This is a genomic window from Methyloglobulus sp., assembly GCF_040079455.1.
Lineage (GTDB): Bacteria > Pseudomonadota > Gammaproteobacteria > Methylococcales > Methylomonadaceae > Methyloglobulus.
On sequence record NZ_JBEBKJ010000006.1, the window covers coordinates 41177 to 61514 of the forward strand.

Consider the following 20338-nt stretch of genomic DNA (forward strand, 5'->3'; position numbering starts at 1 on the left):
TCAACGATCATGCAATTTTTCCTGCAACCACACCTTAATAAGCGATTGATAAGGCACATCACGGGCATTAGCGGCGGCCTTGATTGAGTCAAGCAGGTGTTGTGGTAGCCGCAGTGAAATGGTTTTGGTCGTGGGCTTCAAATTGGGCAGCACAACGGATTGTGCCTTAGTCCAATCGAGGTAGTCGGTGGAGTCGTGCGTCTCCCAAAAGACACGCTCTTGTACTTCATTTGCAAATGCAGGGATTTCTTTAAGTTGTTTGTTCATAATTTGTGCGCTCTTTTTTGTGCATGCCTCTAGCGGAAATCACGCGAATTTTTTCACCGGAAAAACGTAACGTGAAAGTAATATGTAACAGTCGTTTATCATCAGTTTTGCCCAAGGCGTGAAAGCGCGGTTCTTTATAATCCTGTCTGTTATCAATCAATAATAATAAAGGAGTATTGAAAAAAACTTTTTCCGCTTCCGCCATTGATACGCCGTGCTTGTCGTTCTTGCGGATATTTCCGTCATCCCAATCAAACCCTATGATCTTGGCTATATCAATCATTTTTGTATATTATGAGAATATACTTATGAGAGCAAGTTTAGTTCTAAAAATTCCGGTATTATTTTAGCTGCGTGAAATTCCCCGCTCTTTGAAATGGAAATAAAATAAATCACCGCCATTAACCAAGTCGATAGCAAGGCTTGGAATAGTCTTGTTGGAAGTGACTATCCATTCATGCGCTACGAATTTTTCATCCAGAACTTCGTATTGCGCTAAACCATTTTTCTGAGTTCTCCCTTTAAAAAGAGTGTTTTTTGTCCGTATATCACCAACAGGTTCACCTTCCAGCATGGTTAATTGTTGCAATTCCTTGCTGGCCTTGTGCTTCAATACAGGTCAAATCCCGCAAATGGTGAGTGTACACGGTATGTATTTATTGTCGGTTCACTGACGTGAACGACGGAAAAACAGATTTTGCAGGAGCGAAAATCTGTCCTAAGATCGTGAGGAATAATGTTGCTAACCTGTGGTAACACACCTATGGTTTCGCAGCGGAGCTTTGCGTGGCCTAATACGAGGGTAATACTTAGGAGATCTCTAAAAATCCCCGAACCATCGCTACGCTCTTCCTCTGGGAGGGGGCTAGGGTGAGGTTTGTAAATGCTTGATTTTAATCGCTCATCCCAACCTTCTCCCAGAGGGCATAAGTATCTACACAACTTTTCAATATAACAAAAACAATGGGTTGCCAAATCACCAAGCCCCTCTCCTGCTGGAGAGTTGGGGTGACGACTGCATGGATGCAGGGCAACGCATGGAGCGGTTCGAGGAGAATAAAATTAACGGCTAATCCCCCTCCATCCCGACCTTCTCGCTCAAGGGAGAAGGGGGTAGATACTTATGCCCAGAGGGAGAAGGTGCTTTTTGAATTTTTAGAGATCCCCTTAACTAGGTCGCGCGATTAGAGTTATCAACCAAAATCTTTAAATTCTGGCCTGGGCGCAGCCCTTTGGAGCCGGCTTCGGGATTGGATTTACGCAGATCGTTCAAAGAAACGCCGAATTTTCTGGAAAGTTGCATCAATGAGTCGCCTGGTTTTACCGTATAACGGATAAGACGAGTTGGGGATGCGGAGGCGACTTGTTGTCCGCCGCCTTTTATGACTAGCTTTTGCCCCAGCCTAAGGTTGCTGTTGGCGGATATGTTGTTCCAAGACGCGATGTTGTTTCGACTGACTGCAAAACGTTTGGAGACGTTAAAAAAGGTGTCGCCTTTTTTGACGACGTAGATTTGTCCGCCTGACATTTTAGCTTTGACAGGTCTGCTTATCTGCTTGATTGCGGCGGTGTGGCTTGATGCAGGGACTTTAAGATAAGCTCCTGCGTTGACGCTGTTTTTTGCCAGATGATTGGTTTGGCGTAAAGCGGTAATGGTTGTGTCGTATTTTCTAGCAATATTAGACAAGGTTTCGCCACGACCAACACGGTATTGCTGGGTTGGAACTCCTGAAAAATACCTTTTCGCAGTAATTATTTCTTTGCTGCGACGACTTTCGAATCTTTCCTCTTCTGCGCGTGCTTTTTGGGCGATCAATTCATTTTGGTGAATTTTTTCGGCTAATAGTTCTTCGTCATGTTGTCTTTGATCCACTCTATCTTCATAAGGCAACAGAGCCAGACTTTTTTTGAAGGATTGGACATGAACGGATGGAATCAATAAGCGATGTGGGCCTTGCGGTGCGGTGCTGGCCTTCTTAAAGCCTGGGTTTAATTTCAAAAAATGGCTGAGTGGGGTGTGCGCCATTTCCGCAGCTTTGTCTAAATCTAGCTGGGAACCAACGTTGACAACTTCACAGTAAGGTTTGTTGGGGACATTTTGTAAACGAACGTTATATTGTTCGGCATTGGCGAATAATTTGGCAATCGCCAATAACCGTGGTACATAATCTGAAGTTTCCTTGGGAAGATCCAATGACCAGTAGTCGGTCGGTAAGCCTTGGTATTCGTTACGGGTGATGGCTTTACCGATGTTGCCCTTGCCATAGTTATACGATGCTAAGGCAAGAAAGAAGTCACCATTGAAGGTTTCGCTCAGATCTTTAAGAAACGTAGTTGCCGCCACTGTTGAAGCATAGACATCGCGGCGGCCATCGTACCAGGAGTTTTGTTCAAGCCCGAACAGTCGGCCGGTTGCAGGGATGAATTGCCAAAGTCCTGATGCCGCGCTTCTTGAATAGGCTTCTGGGATAAAGGCACTTTCGACGACGGGCAGCAAAGCTAGCTCGCCAGGTAGGTTTTTTGCCTCAATTTCATCCAGTATGAGGTGCATGTATGGGGCAGCTCGTTCTTGGATTCTAGCGATGTAATCAGGGTGGCCCAGGTAATAACTTAATTCTCTGTCTACGCGCTCATTATCAACTTCTGGGAGCGAGTACAGCGAGATCATCCTTTCCCAGACGGTATCATGGTGTGAAAAAAGACCCTTAAGCCTTTTTTTGAAAAAGGTTCGTGGTGACTTAGTTACCGAACTCCTGTAGGACGTTGATGTGGCGGGTGAGCTAGTGATGTCAAGCGGCTCTTTGGGTGCATCGGTGCAGCCAGCAACGATTATTGTGAACGAAAGAAATAAAAATTTGACTGACCTGTTAGAATTGTTAAGCATTATCTAACCCATTAACGTGAAGTTTAAATATAGAATAGTTTGATTGTAGCTTGTTTTTATTGAAAAATCTAAAGTTAATATTGATAGAGTATAAGCCATGAAACGCGATTTCCTGTTCGCTTACTACCAAACTCCTAGAGGTAAGCTTTTGAGGGGGCTTGAGGTCAATTATTTACAGAGTGCTATCGTTGTCAGTTGCAAACAGACCATTTTGCAGATTGGTGGATTGGACTGGGAAAATGAATTCATCGACTGCTCACTTTACACAAGTTATACGATACTCGATGCGAAAACCCTGGGTTGTCAAGATTCCAGAAAAATCCGTGCAAAAGCCTACCATTTGCCCTTGCAATGTGACAGTGTCGATATGATCATACTACCGCATATACTGGAGTTTGATGCCTACCGGTTCCAGACCATGCGCGAGGTGGAGCGGGTGTTAAAGCCGGAGGGAACAGTGGTGATTTTAAATTTTAATCCCTGGAGTATCTGGGTCAGATACCAATACCTTTGGGACAAACGCTTGGCGGATTCATGGCGAGGGCATTTTATACGTCGTTCGAGAGTTATCGATTGGCTAAAGTTGTTAAATTTTGAGGTTACCATGCTATCCCAGTTTAATCTGGATTCGATAGACACGACACATGGAAGATTTCCAAGCAATGCTTTTTCGTTATCAGCAACAGCTTATGCGGTTAAGGCGATAAAACGGCGTTATCACTTAATTCCTTTAACGCCCGTTAAAGATTTGCAACCCCGTTTGGCATTAGCGAATACCGCGATATCCAGTTTACAAATGAAAGACAATGAATGATTCTGTGATTATCTATACCGATGGCGCTTGTCGTGGTAATCCTGGCCCGGGCGGCTGGGGTGCAATCCTGAGCTATAAAGGCAACACTAAAGAGCTTTATGGTGGTGAACGGGAGACGACTAATAACCGTATGGAGCTGTTAGCAGCCATCAATGCCTTGGAAGCGTTGACTCAGCCTAGCGCCGTCCAGGTCAATAGCGATTCTAAATACGTGCTGCAAGGCATTACTGAATGGATGGACAGCTGGAAAAAAAGAGGTTGGAAAACCGCAAGCAAATCACCTGTTAAAAATGAAGACTTGTGGCGTCGGCTAGACGCAGCTAGAACACCCCATCGTATTGAATGGAAATGGGTAAAAGGCCATTCCGGTGATAAAGGTAACGATAGAGCTGATGAATTAGCGAATCTTGGGATAGATATGTTAGCAAGTCATGTCAAGGCTGGGTAAGCCCTTATTTCTTATTCATCAAGTCTTTAAGGTTAGCAAAGGGATTGTGCCCGACAATCGCTGTTGCAGTTGAAGATGCTGTCTTGGCATTACCAAACCGTGTCTCTTCGTATCTGGAATGTTCATTGTCATGACAATAAAGGCAAAGCAACTCCCAGTTGCTACCATCTTGCGGATTGTCGTCATGATTATGATTCCTATGGTGAACCGTTAATTCACTAAGCGTCTTGTGGTCAAATTCGCGAGTACATCGTCCACAAATCCATGGGTAAAGTTTCAAGGCTTGTCCTCGATACGATTGTTCCCGCAATTCCTGGTTACGCCGTGCTTCAGAAACAATCTGAGCTGATTTGCTATCGGGTGATGTTTTCTTTAAGTCCATATTGGTGTCTCGTAGGGCTTGGGCAGATTCACTTTATCACTTACAAAATTTAATCTTGCCAATGGCATTATTTTGTTACTACTATAGCTCAAACGGAATTACACGTTAAGGAAAACCGCTGAAAAACTGTTCAGCGTTTTCACCTAAAAGACCTCTCGAGAGGGAGGCCTACATGGATATAGGTAAATAGGGCAACACATGAGCGGTTGGGGGATCAAAAAGGCAAAATGCTTGATTATGCCCCTCATCCCAGCCTTCTCCCTCGAGGGGAGAAGGGGCAGATGCTTGTGTAGATACCTAATGCCCTGAGGGAGAAGGTACAACAGTACGGCAACTAAGCAACGACGCTGCATAGTTATACAAATCCCAATAAGTTGTTATTTGAATCCCCTCATCCTAACCTTCGCCCACTGGAGAAGGGATAATATGTGAACTTATTGGGATTGGTATTACTACACCGCTAAAAAGTTGATTCCGTTCGTCCTGAACCCATCGAAGAGCTTCAGCAGATATTTCTTCCGCATGTGAGCAATGTGCTTTTTGTGTCCACTCTGCGCGTCATAAGACAATCTTACGCTGCCGATTGATGCCAAATAAAATCAGCAAGCCACTAGCCATAAACCATATAGCGGCGGGTACGGGTACAACCGCAGGTGCAGATATGCTGGCATAACCAATATCTTTAAGCATACCAATCTCAATAGCAGACAGAGTGCGCGGACCAAGCCCTCTACTTATAGATGGAACCATGAGCAAAGATGCCATTAATGGATTGTACCCATCAAGATGAGCAATACTACTACCTTCTTGCCACCAGCTTGGTGAGTAAAGAGGAATCTCAGTCCCACCACTTGCCGCCATAGCATTTGCACCATTAAAAAACACGCCACTTCCGCCTGTAAGGGCAGCAACCTTGGTGCTATCAAAAACACCTGCTGAGCTGATAAGCCGATTGCCTGCGGCATCCGTCAGGAAGTTATCGAAAATTGCCCAGGTATCTGCTGTGCCTGGCGCATTACCGCCAAGCCCTTTGCCATTTTCTCTAACGTTCGAATTAAAACCAAGTGTGTGTAATAACTCATGTACCGCGATTTGTTTAAAATCAAATTCATTCGCCTTGATTTTGTCTGTAAGCCCCCATTTTTCAAAAAAATTCCAATCGATATCGCCATCGGCAGCAGAACCGTTGTAGTCTTTTCGACCATTACTCAAGATTTTAGTCTGCACAAAAGACGGCTGAAAACTGCCAGGGGTAAGATACGAATAGCTGCCAGCAGAAGCCAATGTAGGCTCATTAACGCTGCCTGAACTAACATTGTAAGTAAGATGCGCGTTGTAATTCTTAAAATACGACCCTAACATCCCCGCAGCACTGTTCAGCGCCGCTTTTCTTTTACTACCAAAAATAGGATCGTCAAAACCTTGGCCTGGATTCAGGTAATTGAAGCCAAATGTCAAAGCCGCCTCAGCGGGTTGCGCAAAAAGCCCGATTACCAGAAAACCTGCCAAGACAACTGGCTTTGCTTTGCCTAGTAAAGCATTGTAGTTTGTTAAACAGGCAAACATAAGGTTGCTTATTTTTGTATTAGTCATGAGCTTTGCCACTCTGGTTTACGATTAGGGTTTGTAGCATACAAAATTAAGCACTGAAAGACAACCAACAACACTCAAGGTGAGCCTTTTCTTACCAAGTGGTTGATGTTATACCAATCCCAATAAGTACTCATTGATCTCTTCTCCAAAGGGAGAAGGTCAGGATGAGGGGGTTTCATATAACAACTTATTGGGATTGGTATTATTTGCAATGGCATACATCGCCGGAGAGAAGCCCTATAGGTTGACCGCTAAATTATTATTGACAGCATGAAAGAATTTGCGTACAAGTTAGGCTGTGTTTGCATAATTACACAAACACGGCGCTTCATTTGTTTCATAGCATCGGCTGCATTAGCCCAATTAAACCTAGAGGTTTGTTTCATACAGAAAAATCAACTTAACTTAGAGGATACCCTCATGACAATAAGGTATAAAATCTGTACCCTGCTCATTATGTTACTAACGGCTTCCACTCAGGCGGCGGTTAATCCACCTATTGTTGCAACGCCGAAGGCGAAGGCATATTTTTTGGATACCGTGCTTTGGCCGTACAACCCGACCACCAAAACCTACAATATTCCGGTATGTTGGGAGAGATTTTCACAATCTACTGCCGCAGAAAGAGCCAACGTCGTGACTGCAATTGCCAATACATGGCAGAAGTATTCATTGGCAAGATTTACCGGTTGGGGGCAATGCCCGTTGTCACCATTAGTTTTCAATGGCATCAGAATAACCGTCAATAATGTCCTTGACCCACGAGCCGCGCTTGGCAGGCAGGGAAATGGTAAAGTTGGCGTGATGCGATTGAATTTTAGGTTGAATACTCTCAATAAAGCTTCAAGTGACCGATTTTATCCATTTTCAACACCACAAACTTTATTTTCAAGATGCCGACGCGATAATCCAAATACAACACTCAGCACTTGTATACAATCCGAAGCTATTCATGAGTTTGGTCACATCTTAGGTCTAGCACATGAACAAAACAGACCGGACGATCCACTCACTCCGCCTAGAGGTTTGTGTAATATTGAGGATTTCCCCAAAATTCAGACAATACCCGGTATCGCTGGCACATTTAACGTATCCGGCAATACGCTCTTTACTGATTACGATCCTGACTCAATGATGAATTATTGCCGAAGCCTATATTTTGGTAGAACGGATTTAAGCGTTCTTGATAAACTGGCAATTAGAGTTTACTATGGGCAAATGCCAAGCTTTGACAGCCGTACCAGAATTTTGACTATTCCGCGCATCCAAAAATACAATGGCACTATACTGACCGGTTCGTTTAATTTAATTTCTGGCAACCGGTTTCAACAAAGTGCCAGCTTAAAATCAACAACGACACCTTCAATGTCACCAGCAACGCTTTACGCCAATGGTGTGTTATATGTGCCTGAATTGAAATATATTAATGCGGCAGGACATGTTAACCAGATTCTCAGAGCTACTTTACGCACTATTTCATCTGGTTTATATCAAAATAGCTGGATTAGAACTCAACCGACCAAGTTTTTACCTGTCCAAAATTAACTGTCAAAATTTCAACATTAATGGTGTACCTGGCTTTTGCAAGGAACACCATTTATTAAAAACTAAATAGAAAATATCGGCATGTATCAACTTGGGTTTGGCATTATTGATAATTTTATGAATTTTGGCGGCTTCCCAATTAAGGGATTGATCAATCAGGAATGGGGTAATGAGCGTTTTCCTTTGACCTCGATAATGAGAATAATATTATCAGCAATGTGGTATCCACTTTTAATAGCAATACCCGCCTCAATTCCTTTATGTGTCGCCAAATGCTTTAAAAGCAAGTCGTTTTACCAAAAATTTAAATTTTTTTGGTTGTTTAGTGCTTTCATTTTTACTTCGCTGACGACAGCACTTACTGGCATCATGATTCCATCTGCCGATTCCGCGATAATTAATCTTGAGTTAGTTTTGTTTGTAATTTTTTATTTAGTTACCGTTTGTTTGGCTTTAATTCCTGCATATATTCAGTATAAATATTACAATCGCCCTCGGCAGGGCATGTAAACCTCGCATTGACAGATATGATAGTGTTGTACTCACCGGTTCTTTCAATTTATTACCTGATGGTCGATTTCAGCAAAGTGCTAGTTTAGTTACGACGACCACACCGTCAATGGTATCAACAACCTTATCTGCTAATGGGACGTTAACTATTCCAGAACTAAAATATATTAACCCCACAGGACACGTTAATCAGATACTTAAAGCTACCTTATTAAAAACAGCGACCCTAGGTGTGTATACAAAAAGTTGGGTTAAGATTCAACCGACCAAGTTTAGTCCAGTGCCTTTTTAAGTTAAAAGACTCATAGTATTAAAATAACGGCGCGTTTTTTAGCAAAGCGTGCCGTTATCAAACACGGCGAAATCAATATGAAAAACATAAGTTCCTTCTTATCCTTACTGGGCTTATCGGCAATCACCAGTTATGGAGTGTATGGTTTAGTGACGTATTTTATTAGGAATGATTTTCCGAGCTTTCCCATAGAAGGGTGGATAGATCAGGAGTGGGGAGTTGAACATTTTCCGTTAGCTAAAGACACGAGGATTTTTCTTTCAATGATTTGGTATGGATTGTTACTGGCGGTACTGGCTTCGATTCCTTTATGTATTGCCAAGCGGTTTAAAAGCACTTCATTTTACCAAGCGTATAAAATATTCTGGTGGTGTGGCGCGTTGGTATTTTCACCAATAACCGGCATACTAACTGGTCTTATTCATACGGGTACTGGTGGAATCCAGGTAGTAATTTTTCTTGTAACGTTGTATATCACCATTGCTTACTTGGCTATATTACCGGCCCACCTTCAACACAAATACTATAATAAGCCGTAAACCTACTGCTGGGGTATATATAAAAAGTTGGGTTAAAATTCAACCGACCCAGTTCAGCCCAGTACCTTTTTAATTTAAAAAGGATTAAACATAACGGCGCGTTTTTATAGAAGCGTGCCGTTATCTTTTATGGCGAAATCAATATGAAAAACATAAGCGTCTTATCGTTCTGTTTATTGGGATTATGGGTAATTATGGGAGGTTTTGCCTATCCTTTCTATTTCATTGATTTTCCTAGCTTTCCAGTAAAAGACCTACGTTATGATTTAGATCAACCTATAGCACCGTTTGATTGCTTAAAGTGTCCTGAGCGCTTCCCTTTGTCTTCTACAATAAGAATAGTGCTTTCAGTGATTTGGTACGGATTGTTACTGGCGGTACTGTCTTCGATCCCATTATCCCTTGCCAAATGCTTCAAAAGTAATTCATTTTACCAAACATATAAAACTTTCTGGTTGTGGGGAGCCTTGGTATTTTCGTTATTAACCGCCGCACTTACTGGTATTGGGCCTTTAGGGGAGTTAGTTGAAATTACTAGGCCAGCTTTATTTTTCGGGAGGGGACGCGTTTTTCTCCTCCCGATTAAACTCTTTTCAACCTAGATAGGGTATCTAAATGCCACGTAATTGGTTTTTTGCCGGAATAATAGGAATCAGCCTCATCGTTGGCTTTGTCTCTTGGCCTATTTTTAGCACAGGCCACCAAAAGACTATCAAGCTAGGGCAAGCTGTTAAGACGACCCACTCAAGTCTAAATAAGAGCAAAGCGGATTCTAATACCAATAATTCCTCTGGAACTCCTAAAGATAAATCTACCGCAATAGCGTCACAAACCAAAGCTATGGGTTTAGAAGATTGGAAAACGCAAATTAACCAATGGGTTAGCGAATTCCCTTTTCCACAAGAAAATACCCAGTCAATCCCTGGGGCAAACCCGCCTGATGTGGCAAAAGCGATCACAGATTTTGCAGAAAAAATTGACCGTCAAATATACATGAACCCCAAGCTCAGCCGGGAAGATAAAGCCCGCATTTTATGGGATGTTTACCAGGGCAATGAATGGCCGGGTGATAATAATGCCTTAAGAGAAATTATTGGTGGTGTCTTGGCGGGATTGGCCCCTTATGAGCTATCGCCAGAAATAGCTGACGCTTACCAGAACTTACTCCCGCAAGGGGGGCAAAGCCGCCAAGCGCGGCATGACTTACTTGAAATCGCGCATAGTATTCTGACTATAGGCAAAGAACAAATCGCCAATAATAGCCAGGCGGAATCTGTTTATCAGGCGAATGTGCCTTATATCAAGGAAATGCTCAGGCAGCAGATACTTCATACGAACGATGCTTCTTTTTTTGACTTATCTGACGAAACTAGCGGCTTGATGGAGTTTTCTATGGAATTATATGGAAACCAGGCTAACCAGACTGAGCTTGAATCGCTGATCCCTGAGATTAAAGCCGACATTAATGACCGACCGGAATTTAGCGCTCAAATGTACAGCGCGGTTTTTCGCAGTCTTTTTGCCAATTCTGACAAATCGTTAACCTCGGTAAATAGCCTTTTAACATCTCCTGATACGGAGACACAGGAAGGAATGAATAGCGCCCTGTCCTTTTTATTAAAAGAAGAGGGTAACGTCAACCTTTCAGCGTTACCCCAGGAAATGCGGTCGAGTCTCGTTAATTATTTTCAGTCGCAAAACAATGCAGTTCAAGGTAGCGATTATGCGGCGGATTGGCGAATTGCATTTGAACGGTTAAAGTAATTTCAACTTACCATTTTCATAATTTCTCGCAACCAAAACCATCTTCATCCAGACAGAACTCCGCGTGACGGGGTATGTTACCCCGTTACTCACGTTTTGCCGACGGTGAGGTTGTTGAACCACGTCGAAACCCTACGAAGTCAATGGTCTCAACAACATTATTTGCTAACGGGACGCTAACTATTCCAGAACTAAAATATATTAACCCTACTGGACACGTTAACCAGATACTTAAAGCAACCTTATTAAAAACAGCTACCCCAGGTGTATATACAAAAAGTTGGGTTAGGATTCAGCCGACTAAATTTAGTCCGGTGCCTTTTTAAATTAAAAAACTAGCACAATTAAACATAACGGCGAGTTCTTTGAAAAAACGCGCCGTTATCTATCAGAACAAAATCAATATGAAAAACTTTAGCCTTTTCTTATTCTTACTAAGTTTATCGGTAATCATCAGCATAATAGTGATTATTGGATTGCCGCTTTTTAATCTTATTGATTTTCCAAGCTTCCCAATAAAAGGCCTACGTACCGGTTTAGAACAACCGATAGCGTCTTTTGATTGCACAGATTGTAGTGAGCGCTTCCCTTTATCCCCGCCATTGAGAATAGTCCTTTCTGTGATTTTCTACGGATTGTTACTAGCGATACCCGCATCCGTTCCACTATTTATTGTCAGACGTTTTAAAAGCACTTCATTTTATTTAATGTACAAAAAATTCTGGCTATTAAGCGGCATTATATTTTCTGTGGTTTTTACTATTTTGATTGGTGAGACCCCAAACAACTTAGATCCTATTTTTTATCCTTATGAAGTAATGAGGCATTTAATTTCATTGGCTTTTTTGTCGGCAATTGTGTGGTGTTTAACTATTTTACCCGCATCAATTCAACATCAAGGCCTTAAGGCCGTAAGCCGCACTCCTGTAGGGCGACAATAGCGTAGCGTATGCGCCGCATGTGTTAGTGGCCGCTGACTGGACAAGCCTAAATGACCGTACGTTGTTATATACAAGGACATGACCGGCATCGAACGATGCTCCTGCCACCAAGTATTTAGGAAACCTCGCCATCAAGACTGCTCCCCTCTTGAAGTGTTTTGATATGCCTGAAGACATTATGGCTATTCCGTCCGGTAATTCGGCGCTTCCTTGGTGATCGTCACATCATGCACATGGCTTTCCCGTATACCCGCACTGGTCACGCGAACGAACTGGGCTTTTTCATGTAAATCCTTGATTGATTGCGCTCCGGTATAACCCATGCTAGACCGTACGCCGCCCAACAATTGGTGAATAACTGCGAGCAAGCTGCCTTTGTAAGGGACGCGACCTTCAATGCCTTCCGGTACCAGTTTTTCAACGGAATCGGTTTCATCCTGAAAATAACGGTCACTGGAACCTTGCACTTGTGACATGGCACCTAATGAACCCATGCCGCGATACGATTTGTAAGAACGTCCCTGAAACAATTCGACTTCTCCTGGTGCTTCTTCCGTGCCAGCAAACAACCCACCTAGCATGACAGAATGCGCTCCCGCCGCCAAGGCTTTGGCGACATCGCCGGAATAACGGATACCGCCATCGGCAATCAACGGTACACCTGTGCCTTTTAAGGCTTCCGAGACATTGCTGACGGCGGTAATTTGTGGGACACCCACGCCGGCCACAATTCGCGTCGTGCAAATAGACCCTGGGCCGATGCCGACTTTTACGCCGTCTGCACCTGCTTCAACTAGCGCCAATGCTGCTGCTGCGGTGGCAATATTGCCGCCAATTACCTGAACGTTGGGGTAATGCTTTTTTACCCAGTGCACTCTGTCCAAAACGCCTTGGGAATGTCCGTGAGCGGTATCGACAATAATGACATCAACACCTGCCGCAACCAGTGCAGCAACTCGTTCTTCAGTGCCAAATCCGGTACCGACTGCCGCACCCACGCGCAAGCGTTCCTGCTCGTCTTTACAGGCTTGTGGGTAATCTTTCGCTTTTTGGATGTCCTTTACAGTAATCATGCCGCGCAAATGAAAGGAATCATTCACCACCAGGATTTTTTCTATGCGATGTTTATGCAGTAAGGCAATAGCTTCCTTAGGGTCAGCATTTTCACTTACCGTAATTAACCGCTCCTTAGGGGTCATTGCTTTTGAAACGGGTTCGTCAAAACGGGTTTCAAAGCGCAGATCCCGGCTGGTCACAATGCCAACCAATTCATCACCGTTAACTACAGGAACGCCGGAAATATTTTTGGCACGGGTTAATTTGATGACATCGCGGATACTGGTGTCGGGAGAAACCGTGATGGGGTCTTTAATCACCCCACTTTCGTATTTCTTGACGCTACGCACTTCCCGCGCTTGCTGTTCGACGGTCATGTTCTTATGGATGATGCCAATGCCGCCTTCCTGCGCCATCGCGATGGCTAACCGAGCTTCTGTAACCGTATCCATCGCCGCTGAAACCAGGGGTATATTGAGCGCAATAGTGCGGGTCAACTGGGTTTTGATTTCGACTTCGCGTGGCAATACAGTCGAATGCGCGGGCAATAACAAAACGTCGTCAAACGTCAGTGCTTCCTGGATGATTTGCATGATTGTCACCTTGCTACCTGTGAAATAGCGACATATTATACGGTTAAATCAAGCGTTTTCCGTAGAACTAAAATAATTATCGCAATTCCCTAGGGGGAAATTATTGCTGGAACTTACAAACTCAAGTGCATTGAACTCGCGTTCTAAACAAATGTGTAGACCGTTAAAAAACCAGCAACGACTAGCATTGTCAATGAACCTAGAAATAAGGCATCAATAATTCTGACCCAATAGCTTATTCGAGGTGAGTGTAAAAGCCGTATGGCAAAAAACACCAAGTAACAGACAACGACAAAACCGAGTGCGGAAAAAATGTACAAGTCGTCAGCAAGCGTATCCAATTTTGGGTTATTGGGTTTGAGATTGATGATACCTACTAATGCAAGGCTAATCCCCGCCAATGTGCCACTGTTTGAGAGTATTGCCAGCAGTATTTCGCGGGTGTCTGTTATATCGTTGGTATTTTTAAGCACGTTAGTTTTAGTGGGCCTGGTGATTGCTTGAATTAAGGTTTCAGTGTTGATTATTTAGTAGGCTAGCTTGTCTCGCATTTATAATGTTAAGCTCTTGTTCAGGCAAGATCGTTATTCTCTTTAATTGGATAATCTTGATTAAGTAGCAGTGTAAGCCCAATTGTTGAACAACTAATAAGGTTAATTATGTTTTATTATCACTTCCGCCAAATTTCTACTTTTTTGACACTCGTTTTAGTGAGCACCTTGTTGATGCCCAATGCCAATGCCGAAACTATTGATAACCAACGCCCCCGCTCCATTCATGTCAGCGGCACGGGTAAAGTTTCTGTTGCGCCGGACAAAGCGGATTTGACCTTATCGGTAGAAGTTCAGGCAAAAACTGCGGAGGCGGCACGTGCTCAGGCAGCCAATTCTATGGATGCGCTGATAAAGGCTGTTAAAAATGAAGGTGTTGCGGACAAAGATATTCAAACACGGTCTGTTTCGCTTTACCCCAACTATTCACCCGATACGGCCAATAAAATTATCGGCTATCAACTGTCCAATCAAGTCGCTGTTTGCATCCGTGATATTAACAAGGCCAGTGACATTATTGATTCTGCGGTTAAAGCGGGTGGTAATTCGACACGCGTACAAGGTATTAATTTTGGTATCGAGAATCCCAAAGTGGCCTTGGGGAATGCACGTGAAAAAGCTTATGCCGACGCAAAGACCAAGGCTGAACAATATGCTAAATTGGCAAGCGTAACCTTGGGTTCACCTTTACATATCAGTGAAGGCAGCGACATTCCTGCTGCACCTATGCCTTACGGCGAAATGCGGATGATGAAAGCTGCTATGGCGGACGGAGCGTCCACGCCTGTGCAAGTCGGTGAACAAGAAGTTACCGTCACTGTCGATGTGATGTTTGGGATTGAGTAATTAATCTTGTTAAATACCACCATCATTCCGTCGTAACTTGCCAGAACGACAGAATAACTTTCTTACCTAACAGAAAATAAGAACTTGATCTCCAAATCCTGCCTCATTCACCATCCAGACACCGCCGATGCTGCAACCAAGGCATTGTATATCGGCGTGAAGGCACAGTACCAACAGGGCAACCTTACGTTACGGTATGAATTGCAAGGTGACATTGATAAGGTCTTAATTCCTGAACCGCAACAAGCCAGCATGGCGGGTGAATTGTGGCAGCACACCTGTTTTGAAGCCTTCATAGCGGTTGTGGAAGAAGCACCTTATCATGAGTTTAATTTTTCGCCATCTAGTCAATGGGCGGCTTATGCGTTCGATGATTATCGGGCAAAGAAAGCATGGCAAGCTAACCATGCACCTGCCATCCATTTTGCCCGTTCTGACCATCATTTAGTGCTAACCGCCGTGATTAACGAAGCTGATTTGCCCGATAATCCACTCAATCAACCTTATCGGCTGGGGCTTACCGCCGTGTTGGAAACGAAAGCTGGCGAACTTTCTTACTGGGCGCTATTTCATCCATCTGGTAAGCCTGATTTTCACCATCGCAACGGCTTTACCCTATCCCTAAATCTAGCCTGACTTTTCCTACAGCATGAAATTTGGTATTGATCGACTACTTGAAGAGCCTGATTTACGTAAACCGTTGGCTGGAAAACGGGTCGCGTTACTGGCGCATCCGGCTTCAGTCACAGCCGATCTGGCGCATTCGTTAGATGCCTTGGCAAGTTTGCCAGATATTAAACTTAGCGCGGCGTTCGGCCCTCAACATGGCCTACGCGGCGACAAACAAGACAACATGATGGAATCGCCTGATTTTATCGACCCCATCCTGGGCATTCCAGTATTTAGTTTGTATGGAGAGGTGCGCCGCCCCACTGATGCCATGATGGATACTTTCGATATCTTACTGGTGGATTTACAAGATCTCGGTTGCCGTATTTACACCTTTATCACGACCTTACGTTATGTGCTGGAAGCGGCGGCTAAGCATAATAAATCTGTTTGGATACTTGACCGCCCTAATCCTGCTGGCCGTCCCGTAGAAGGTCTAACTTTACGTCCAGGCTGGGAAAGCTTTGTCGGTGCTGGCGCGATGCCCATGCGCCACGGCATGACGATGGGAGAATTGGCGAACTGGTTTATCAGCACTTTAAAGCTGGATGTCGATTGTCAGGTGATTGCTATGCAAAGTTGGGAGCCTGATGCTGCACCCGGTTATGGTTGGCCGCTAGGCGAACGCACCTGGATCAACCCCAGCCCCAATGCGCCCAACCTGTGGATGACCCGTTGCTATGCCGGAACGGTGATGCTGGAGGGCACAACATTATCGGAAGGCCGTGGCACGACCCGCCCCTTGGAATTGTTTGGCGCACCTGACATTGACGCCCGTGCCTTGATAAAAACCATGTTTGATTTCGCCCCACAATGGCTAAAAGGTTCCCGTCTACGCGAATGCTGGTTCGAACCGACTTTCCATAAATATGCCGGACAGCTTTGTTCCGGCGTACAAATCCATGTAGAAGATGCCAGTTACGACCACAACGCTTTCCAACCTTGGCGCTTGCAAGCCCTGGCATTCAAGGCACTGCGCCACCAGCAGCCGGATTATCCCTTATGGCGTGATTTTCCCTACGAGTACGAACTCGACCGTTTGGCAATAGACGTGATTAACGGTTCGCCCTTGCTGCGCGAATGGGTGGATGATAACAATACTCTACCTGAGGATTTAGATAACATCGCGCAAGCGGATGAACGCGCGTGGAAAGAAGAAAGACATCATTTTCTGCTCTATTGAATAACTACTGATTAATTAGTGGTTTTTAAGGGCATTCCCGTAATCATTGCAGCCATCCAATCAAATCCTAATTATCTTCGCTAAATCAATCATTCTCAACTGTTGGTGAGAATATACCTTTGAGCAAGTTAAGATATAAAAATTCCGGTATCATTTTAGCTGCCTAAAGTTTGCTGCGATTGAAATGGAAATGGAAATAAAACAAATTACTGCCATAGACCAAGTTAATAGCGAAGCTTGGAATGCGCTTGTTGGAGATGGCTACCCGTTTATACGTCATGAGTTTTTGTTGGCGCTGGAAGATAGCGGTTGCGTGTCCGAGCAGACGGGCTGGCGGCCGATGCATGTGCTGGTTACCGAAAATGATGAGCTGTTGGCGGGAATGCCGTTGTATCTTAAATCACACTCCCGTGGCGAGTATGTATTTGATAATCAATGGGCTTATGCTTATGAGCAGAACGGGGTAAGTTATTATCCTAAATGGCTGGCTGCGATTCCTTTTACGCCGTGTCAGGGCTTGCGGTTTGCGATCAAAAACCGCGCCGATCAACAGCAAATAACCGAATTACTGGTTGATTGCATCAAAACCCAGTCTGAGTACGAAAATATCTCCTCCTGGCATTGTTTGTTTCCTGTTGGACAACAATTGGAAACATTTCGTGCATTGGGTTTGGCAATTCGTGAAGGCGTACAATTTCAGTGGTTTAATAAAGGATATCGGACATTCGACGATTTTCTAAGCACGTTGAACGCCAGTAAGCGTAAGATGCTGAAACGCGAACGTCGCAAAGTTATCGAGCAAGGCATTGAAATGGTTCAGCTATCAGGTGGGGAAGTCAGTGAGTATCAGTGGCAGGTGTTTTATGATTTTTATCAGATGACGTATCTTAAGCATGGTACGCGGCCTTATCTGAATCTCAATTTTTTCCTGAGCTGTGCTGCGACGATGAGCGACCAACTGCGGTTAGTGTTTGCCCTGAAAGACGGTGCGTATGTCGGTGCGGCACTCAGTTTTGTAGGTAGCGACACCTTATATGGCCGTTATTGGGGCTGTCTTGAGGAATACAACGTGCTACATTTTGAGGCGTGTTACTATCAGGGGCTGGATTATTGCATTGCCAATGGCTTGCAGCGTTTTGATTCCGGCGCACAGGGCGAACATAAAATAGCCCGTGGTTTTGAACCAGTTACGACCTATTCTGCGCACTGGTTTCAAGATGAGCGATTTGCTAAGGCTATAGAGCATTTTTTGGTTAGGGAAAAGAGTGCAGTGACATCTTATAAGGAGGATGCCGCTAGTTACTTACCTTTTAAAAAATGAATGACTTTGTTAGCTTGCTTTATAATATTTACACTATTATTAAAACATCTAGGAAGGTTTGAGTGGCTGATTACAGAAAATACGAATGTGCGGTTTGTGGGCATATATACGATGAAGCGTTAGGTGATCCTGATTCTGATCTTGCGCCAGGCACGTTGTGGGAAGATATTCCAGACGATTGGCGTTGCCCAGAATGTGGCGTAGAAAAAAGTGATTTTGAGTTAATGGATTGATTGCTTTAACTAATCTATTTATGGGAATTTCTTAAAATTTAAAAAACCCCTTCTACCTTTGGGCATAAGTATCTACACAAGTATCTGCCCCTTCTCCCTTGAGGGAGAAGGTTGGGATGAGGGGAATATAAACAGTTGATTTTATTCTCCTCACCCTAACCCTCTCCAGCAGGAGAGGGGGCTTGGTGATTTGGCAACCCATTTTTTGTTATATTGAAAAGTTGTGTAGATACTTATGCCCTTTGGGAGAGGGGATTTTTAGAGGTTTCCTTATAACAATAATAACTAAGGGGGCAGCATGAACATTGTCATTGTTGGATCAGGTATAGCAGGGGTGACGTTCGCCGAAAAATATCGGGCGCTGTCGCCTAATGCCGATATTGTGTTGGTGACTAATGAACATGACGGCTACTACTCCAGACCCTTACTGTCCCGTGGCTTTACCAAAGCCGATATTGAGCAGTCCATCATCCTGAAAACGTTCGCCAAGCTGCGTGAAAATGGCATTGATGTAATTGCTGGTTCGGTTGTGGCTGCGATTGACCGCATTGCTAAAACCATTGCCATCGACGGCCCAGGCCAGGAGAAATCCTTGGCTTACGACAAGTTGATTTTGGCGCAAGGTTCAGCGGCCTTCATACCCCCGCCATTTCGTCCTTACGAAAAATTGTTCTACAGCTTGAACAGCCTGATCGACCTAAAAGCCATGCGGAAATTCCGCCAGCCGTTCTTAAACCAGAACAAGCATCCGCATTGGGCGATAGTCGGCGGCGGCTTGATCGGTTGCGAAGTCGCATCCGATTTGGCGGTAGCGGGCGATAAGGTGACGATTTATCACGCCATGGATCGCTTAATGGAACGGCAATTGGTGGCAGAAGATTCAACTTCGTTGCTTAAAGTACTGCAAACATCGGGTGTTGAGGTGTTGCTGAATCAATCGGTACAAAGCTTTGCCGAAGAAGGCGGAAAAGTGTGTGTATTAACGGATGTAACATCCGAGTTTGATGCAGTCATCGTCGCTTGCGGCTTTTTGCCCCGTACCGAATTGGCGCAACTGGCGGATTTGAATTCAGGCAGAGGCATAAAAGTAAATGCTTATATGCAGACCAACGATGAAGCCATTTTTGCTCTGGGTGATGGGGCGGAACTGCCTGATGGTAAGCTGTACGCCTACATCCTGCCTATCCGTAGCCAAGCCCTGTGGTTAGCGAATTATCTGGCAGGGCAGGAGCAAGCCGCGTGGTCGCCCGCACCGTTTTCGACCAAGGCCAAGGTGCATGGGTTTGAGGCGGGGCATGCTTATAATCTGTAGTTAGGCAATATGAAAAAACGACACCCTGATTGGATCAAGTATCAAAGTGAGGCTAGAGAAAGAAGAACCCTATTTATTGCCGAGCTCGATGAAGCGGCAAAGAAAGAAATTGTAGACGGATGGGTTAAAGAATGTAGCCCTGAGGATACTTCTGCAATACACAGTGAGTTCGTACGTCAGCTTTCGATATGCATGTATGACCCAAACTTAGGTTGGGAAATGATTCTCAGGATATTCAATTCCACAGATAACAAACTTTGCCATTTAAGGCTTGGTGCTTGGCATCTTGAATCGTGGCTGGCTATTCATAGAAGTTCTGTGATTCCCCGAGTAGAAAATATGGCTTCATCAAATTTGCTTTTTCGCAGACTATTATCCTGTGTGTACCAGAACGATCTATCCAGTGTCGAATATGAAAGAATAAAATTAGCGGCTATTTATGATGGATACTTCGATGATCTATCAAACTCAAATGCCTAACAAAAAAATAAAGGGGATGGTTAAAAGTGCGTAGGATGCGGTGAACAGAGTGAACCGCATCCTACGCGAAACTCGAATGACGCGGCTCGTACCCCATCGCATCCTACACTCCTCA

23 protein-coding genes are annotated in these 20338 nt (G+C 44.3%); 15 read left to right on the plus strand and 8 right to left on the minus strand.

Features of this window, described 5'->3' with window-relative positions; genetic code table 11:
* The 4 genes from ABL924_RS02710 to ABL924_RS02725 all read right to left on the minus strand — a co-directional run bounded on the left by ABL924_RS02710 (window position 1) and on the right by ABL924_RS02725 (window position 2935).
* A complete protein-coding gene (locus ABL924_RS02710; protein WP_349025526.1) occupies window positions 1-267 on the minus strand; it encodes a BrnA antitoxin family protein in 267 nt (88 codons plus the stop codon).
* On the minus strand, window positions 251-550 hold the full coding sequence (locus tag ABL924_RS02715) for a BrnT family toxin (protein WP_349025527.1): 300 nt from the start codon (window positions 548-550) through the stop codon (window positions 251-253). The genes ABL924_RS02710 and ABL924_RS02715 overlap by 17 nt, the downstream gene beginning before the upstream one ends.
* Before the next feature lie 63 nt (window positions 551-613).
* Window positions 614-880 (minus strand): hypothetical protein, encoded by a 267-nt coding sequence (locus tag ABL924_RS02720; RefSeq protein WP_349025528.1) that lies wholly within the window; start codon window positions 878-880, stop codon window positions 614-616.
* Window positions 881-1438: 558 nt separating this feature from the next.
* The gene (locus ABL924_RS02725; protein WP_349025529.1) at window positions 1439-2935 is read right to left on the minus strand and encodes a LysM peptidoglycan-binding domain-containing protein; all 1497 of its coding nucleotides are present in this window, start codon (window positions 2933-2935) and stop codon (window positions 1439-1441) included.
* 313 nt (window positions 2936-3248) lie between these two features.
* On the opposite strand from ABL924_RS02725, the gene ABL924_RS02730 reads away from it, so the two are divergent.
* Together ABL924_RS02730 and rnhA are read left to right on the plus strand one after the other, a co-directional pair.
* Window positions 3249-3965 carry a methyltransferase domain-containing protein gene (locus tag ABL924_RS02730; protein WP_349025530.1) on the plus strand — a complete coding sequence of 239 codons (717 nt, stop codon included), beginning with the start codon at window positions 3249-3251 and terminating at the stop codon, window positions 3963-3965.
* On the plus strand, window positions 3958-4413 hold the full coding sequence (gene rnhA, locus ABL924_RS02735; protein ID WP_349025531.1) for a ribonuclease HI: 456 nt from the start codon (window positions 3958-3960) through the stop codon (window positions 4411-4413). The genes ABL924_RS02730 and rnhA overlap by 8 nt, the downstream gene beginning before the upstream one ends.
* Before the next feature lie 4 nt (window positions 4414-4417).
* Here rnhA and ABL924_RS02740 read toward each other — a convergent pair whose 3' ends face one another.
* Both ABL924_RS02740 and ABL924_RS02745 read right to left on the minus strand, forming a co-directional pair.
* On the minus strand, window positions 4418-4795 hold the full coding sequence (locus ABL924_RS02740) for a YajD family HNH nuclease (RefSeq protein ID WP_349025532.1): 378 nt from the start codon (window positions 4793-4795) through the stop codon (window positions 4418-4420).
* A gap of 558 nt (window positions 4796-5353) precedes the next feature.
* The gene (locus tag ABL924_RS02745) at window positions 5354-6388 is read right to left on the minus strand and encodes a hypothetical protein (protein ID WP_349025533.1); all 1035 of its coding nucleotides are present in this window, start codon (window positions 6386-6388) and stop codon (window positions 5354-5356) included.
* Window positions 6389-6808: 420 nt separating this feature from the next.
* Here ABL924_RS02745 and ABL924_RS02750 point away from each other — a divergent pair, with 420 nt between their 5' ends.
* The 6 genes from ABL924_RS02750 (at window position 6809) to ABL924_RS02775 (ending at window position 11979) form a co-directional block, all read left to right on the plus strand.
* Complete coding sequence (locus ABL924_RS02750; RefSeq protein ID WP_349025534.1) at window positions 6809-7933, plus strand: hypothetical protein; 1125 nt, start codon at window positions 6809-6811, stop codon at window positions 7931-7933.
* An 81-nt stretch (window positions 7934-8014) separates the two neighbouring features.
* Window positions 8015-8443 carry a hypothetical protein gene (locus ABL924_RS02755; RefSeq protein ID WP_349025535.1) on the plus strand — a complete coding sequence of 143 codons (429 nt, stop codon included), beginning with the start codon at window positions 8015-8017 and terminating at the stop codon, window positions 8441-8443.
* 369 nt (window positions 8444-8812) lie between these two features.
* A complete protein-coding gene (locus ABL924_RS02760; protein WP_349025536.1) occupies window positions 8813-9274 on the plus strand; it encodes a hypothetical protein in 462 nt (153 codons plus the stop codon).
* A 143-nt stretch (window positions 9275-9417) separates the two neighbouring features.
* On the plus strand, window positions 9418-9876 hold the full coding sequence (locus ABL924_RS02765; protein ID WP_349025537.1) for a hypothetical protein: 459 nt from the start codon (window positions 9418-9420) through the stop codon (window positions 9874-9876).
* A gap of 13 nt (window positions 9877-9889) precedes the next feature.
* Window positions 9890-11038, plus strand: coding sequence for a hypothetical protein (locus ABL924_RS02770; protein ID WP_349025538.1), 1149 nt, complete (start codon window positions 9890-9892; stop codon window positions 11036-11038).
* A gap of 365 nt (window positions 11039-11403) precedes the next feature.
* The gene (locus ABL924_RS02775) at window positions 11404-11979 is read left to right on the plus strand and encodes a hypothetical protein (RefSeq protein ID WP_349025539.1); all 576 of its coding nucleotides are present in this window, start codon (window positions 11404-11406) and stop codon (window positions 11977-11979) included.
* A 182-nt stretch (window positions 11980-12161) separates the two neighbouring features.
* Here the strand turns inward: ABL924_RS02775 and guaB are convergent, their stop codons facing one another.
* Window positions 12162-13628, minus strand: coding sequence for an IMP dehydrogenase (guaB, locus tag ABL924_RS02780; RefSeq protein ID WP_349025561.1), 1467 nt, complete (start codon window positions 13626-13628; stop codon window positions 12162-12164).
* Window positions 13629-13771: 143 nt separating this feature from the next.
* Window positions 13772-14101, minus strand: coding sequence for a hypothetical protein (locus ABL924_RS02785; RefSeq protein ID WP_349025540.1), 330 nt, complete (start codon window positions 14099-14101; stop codon window positions 13772-13774).
* 186 nt (window positions 14102-14287) lie between these two features.
* On the opposite strand from ABL924_RS02785, the gene ABL924_RS02790 reads away from it, so the two are divergent.
* From ABL924_RS02790 to ABL924_RS02820, 7 genes are all read left to right on the plus strand, one after another.
* The gene (locus ABL924_RS02790; protein ID WP_349025541.1) at window positions 14288-15025 is read left to right on the plus strand and encodes an SIMPL domain-containing protein; all 738 of its coding nucleotides are present in this window, start codon (window positions 14288-14290) and stop codon (window positions 15023-15025) included.
* An 84-nt stretch (window positions 15026-15109) separates the two neighbouring features.
* Window positions 15110-15661 carry a DOMON-like domain-containing protein gene (locus ABL924_RS02795; RefSeq protein ID WP_349025542.1) on the plus strand — a complete coding sequence of 184 codons (552 nt, stop codon included), beginning with the start codon at window positions 15110-15112 and terminating at the stop codon, window positions 15659-15661.
* Between the two features lie 13 nt (window positions 15662-15674).
* A complete protein-coding gene (locus ABL924_RS02800; protein ID WP_349025543.1) occupies window positions 15675-16877 on the plus strand; it encodes a DUF1343 domain-containing protein in 1203 nt (400 codons plus the stop codon).
* 190 nt (window positions 16878-17067) lie between these two features.
* A complete protein-coding gene (locus ABL924_RS02805; RefSeq protein WP_349025544.1) occupies window positions 17068-18198 on the plus strand; it encodes a GNAT family N-acetyltransferase in 1131 nt (376 codons plus the stop codon).
* A gap of 62 nt (window positions 18199-18260) precedes the next feature.
* Window positions 18261-18431, plus strand: coding sequence for a rubredoxin (locus ABL924_RS02810; RefSeq protein ID WP_349025545.1), 171 nt, complete (start codon window positions 18261-18263; stop codon window positions 18429-18431).
* Window positions 18432-18729: 298 nt separating this feature from the next.
* On the plus strand, window positions 18730-19743 hold the full coding sequence (locus ABL924_RS02815) for an FAD-dependent oxidoreductase (protein WP_349025546.1): 1014 nt from the start codon (window positions 18730-18732) through the stop codon (window positions 19741-19743).
* Window positions 19744-19752: 9 nt separating this feature from the next.
* Window positions 19753-20223, plus strand: a complete 471-nt coding sequence (locus ABL924_RS02820) for a DUF6869 domain-containing protein (protein WP_349025547.1) — start codon at window positions 19753-19755, stop codon at window positions 20221-20223.
* Window positions 20224-20338: the final 115 nt, after the last annotated feature.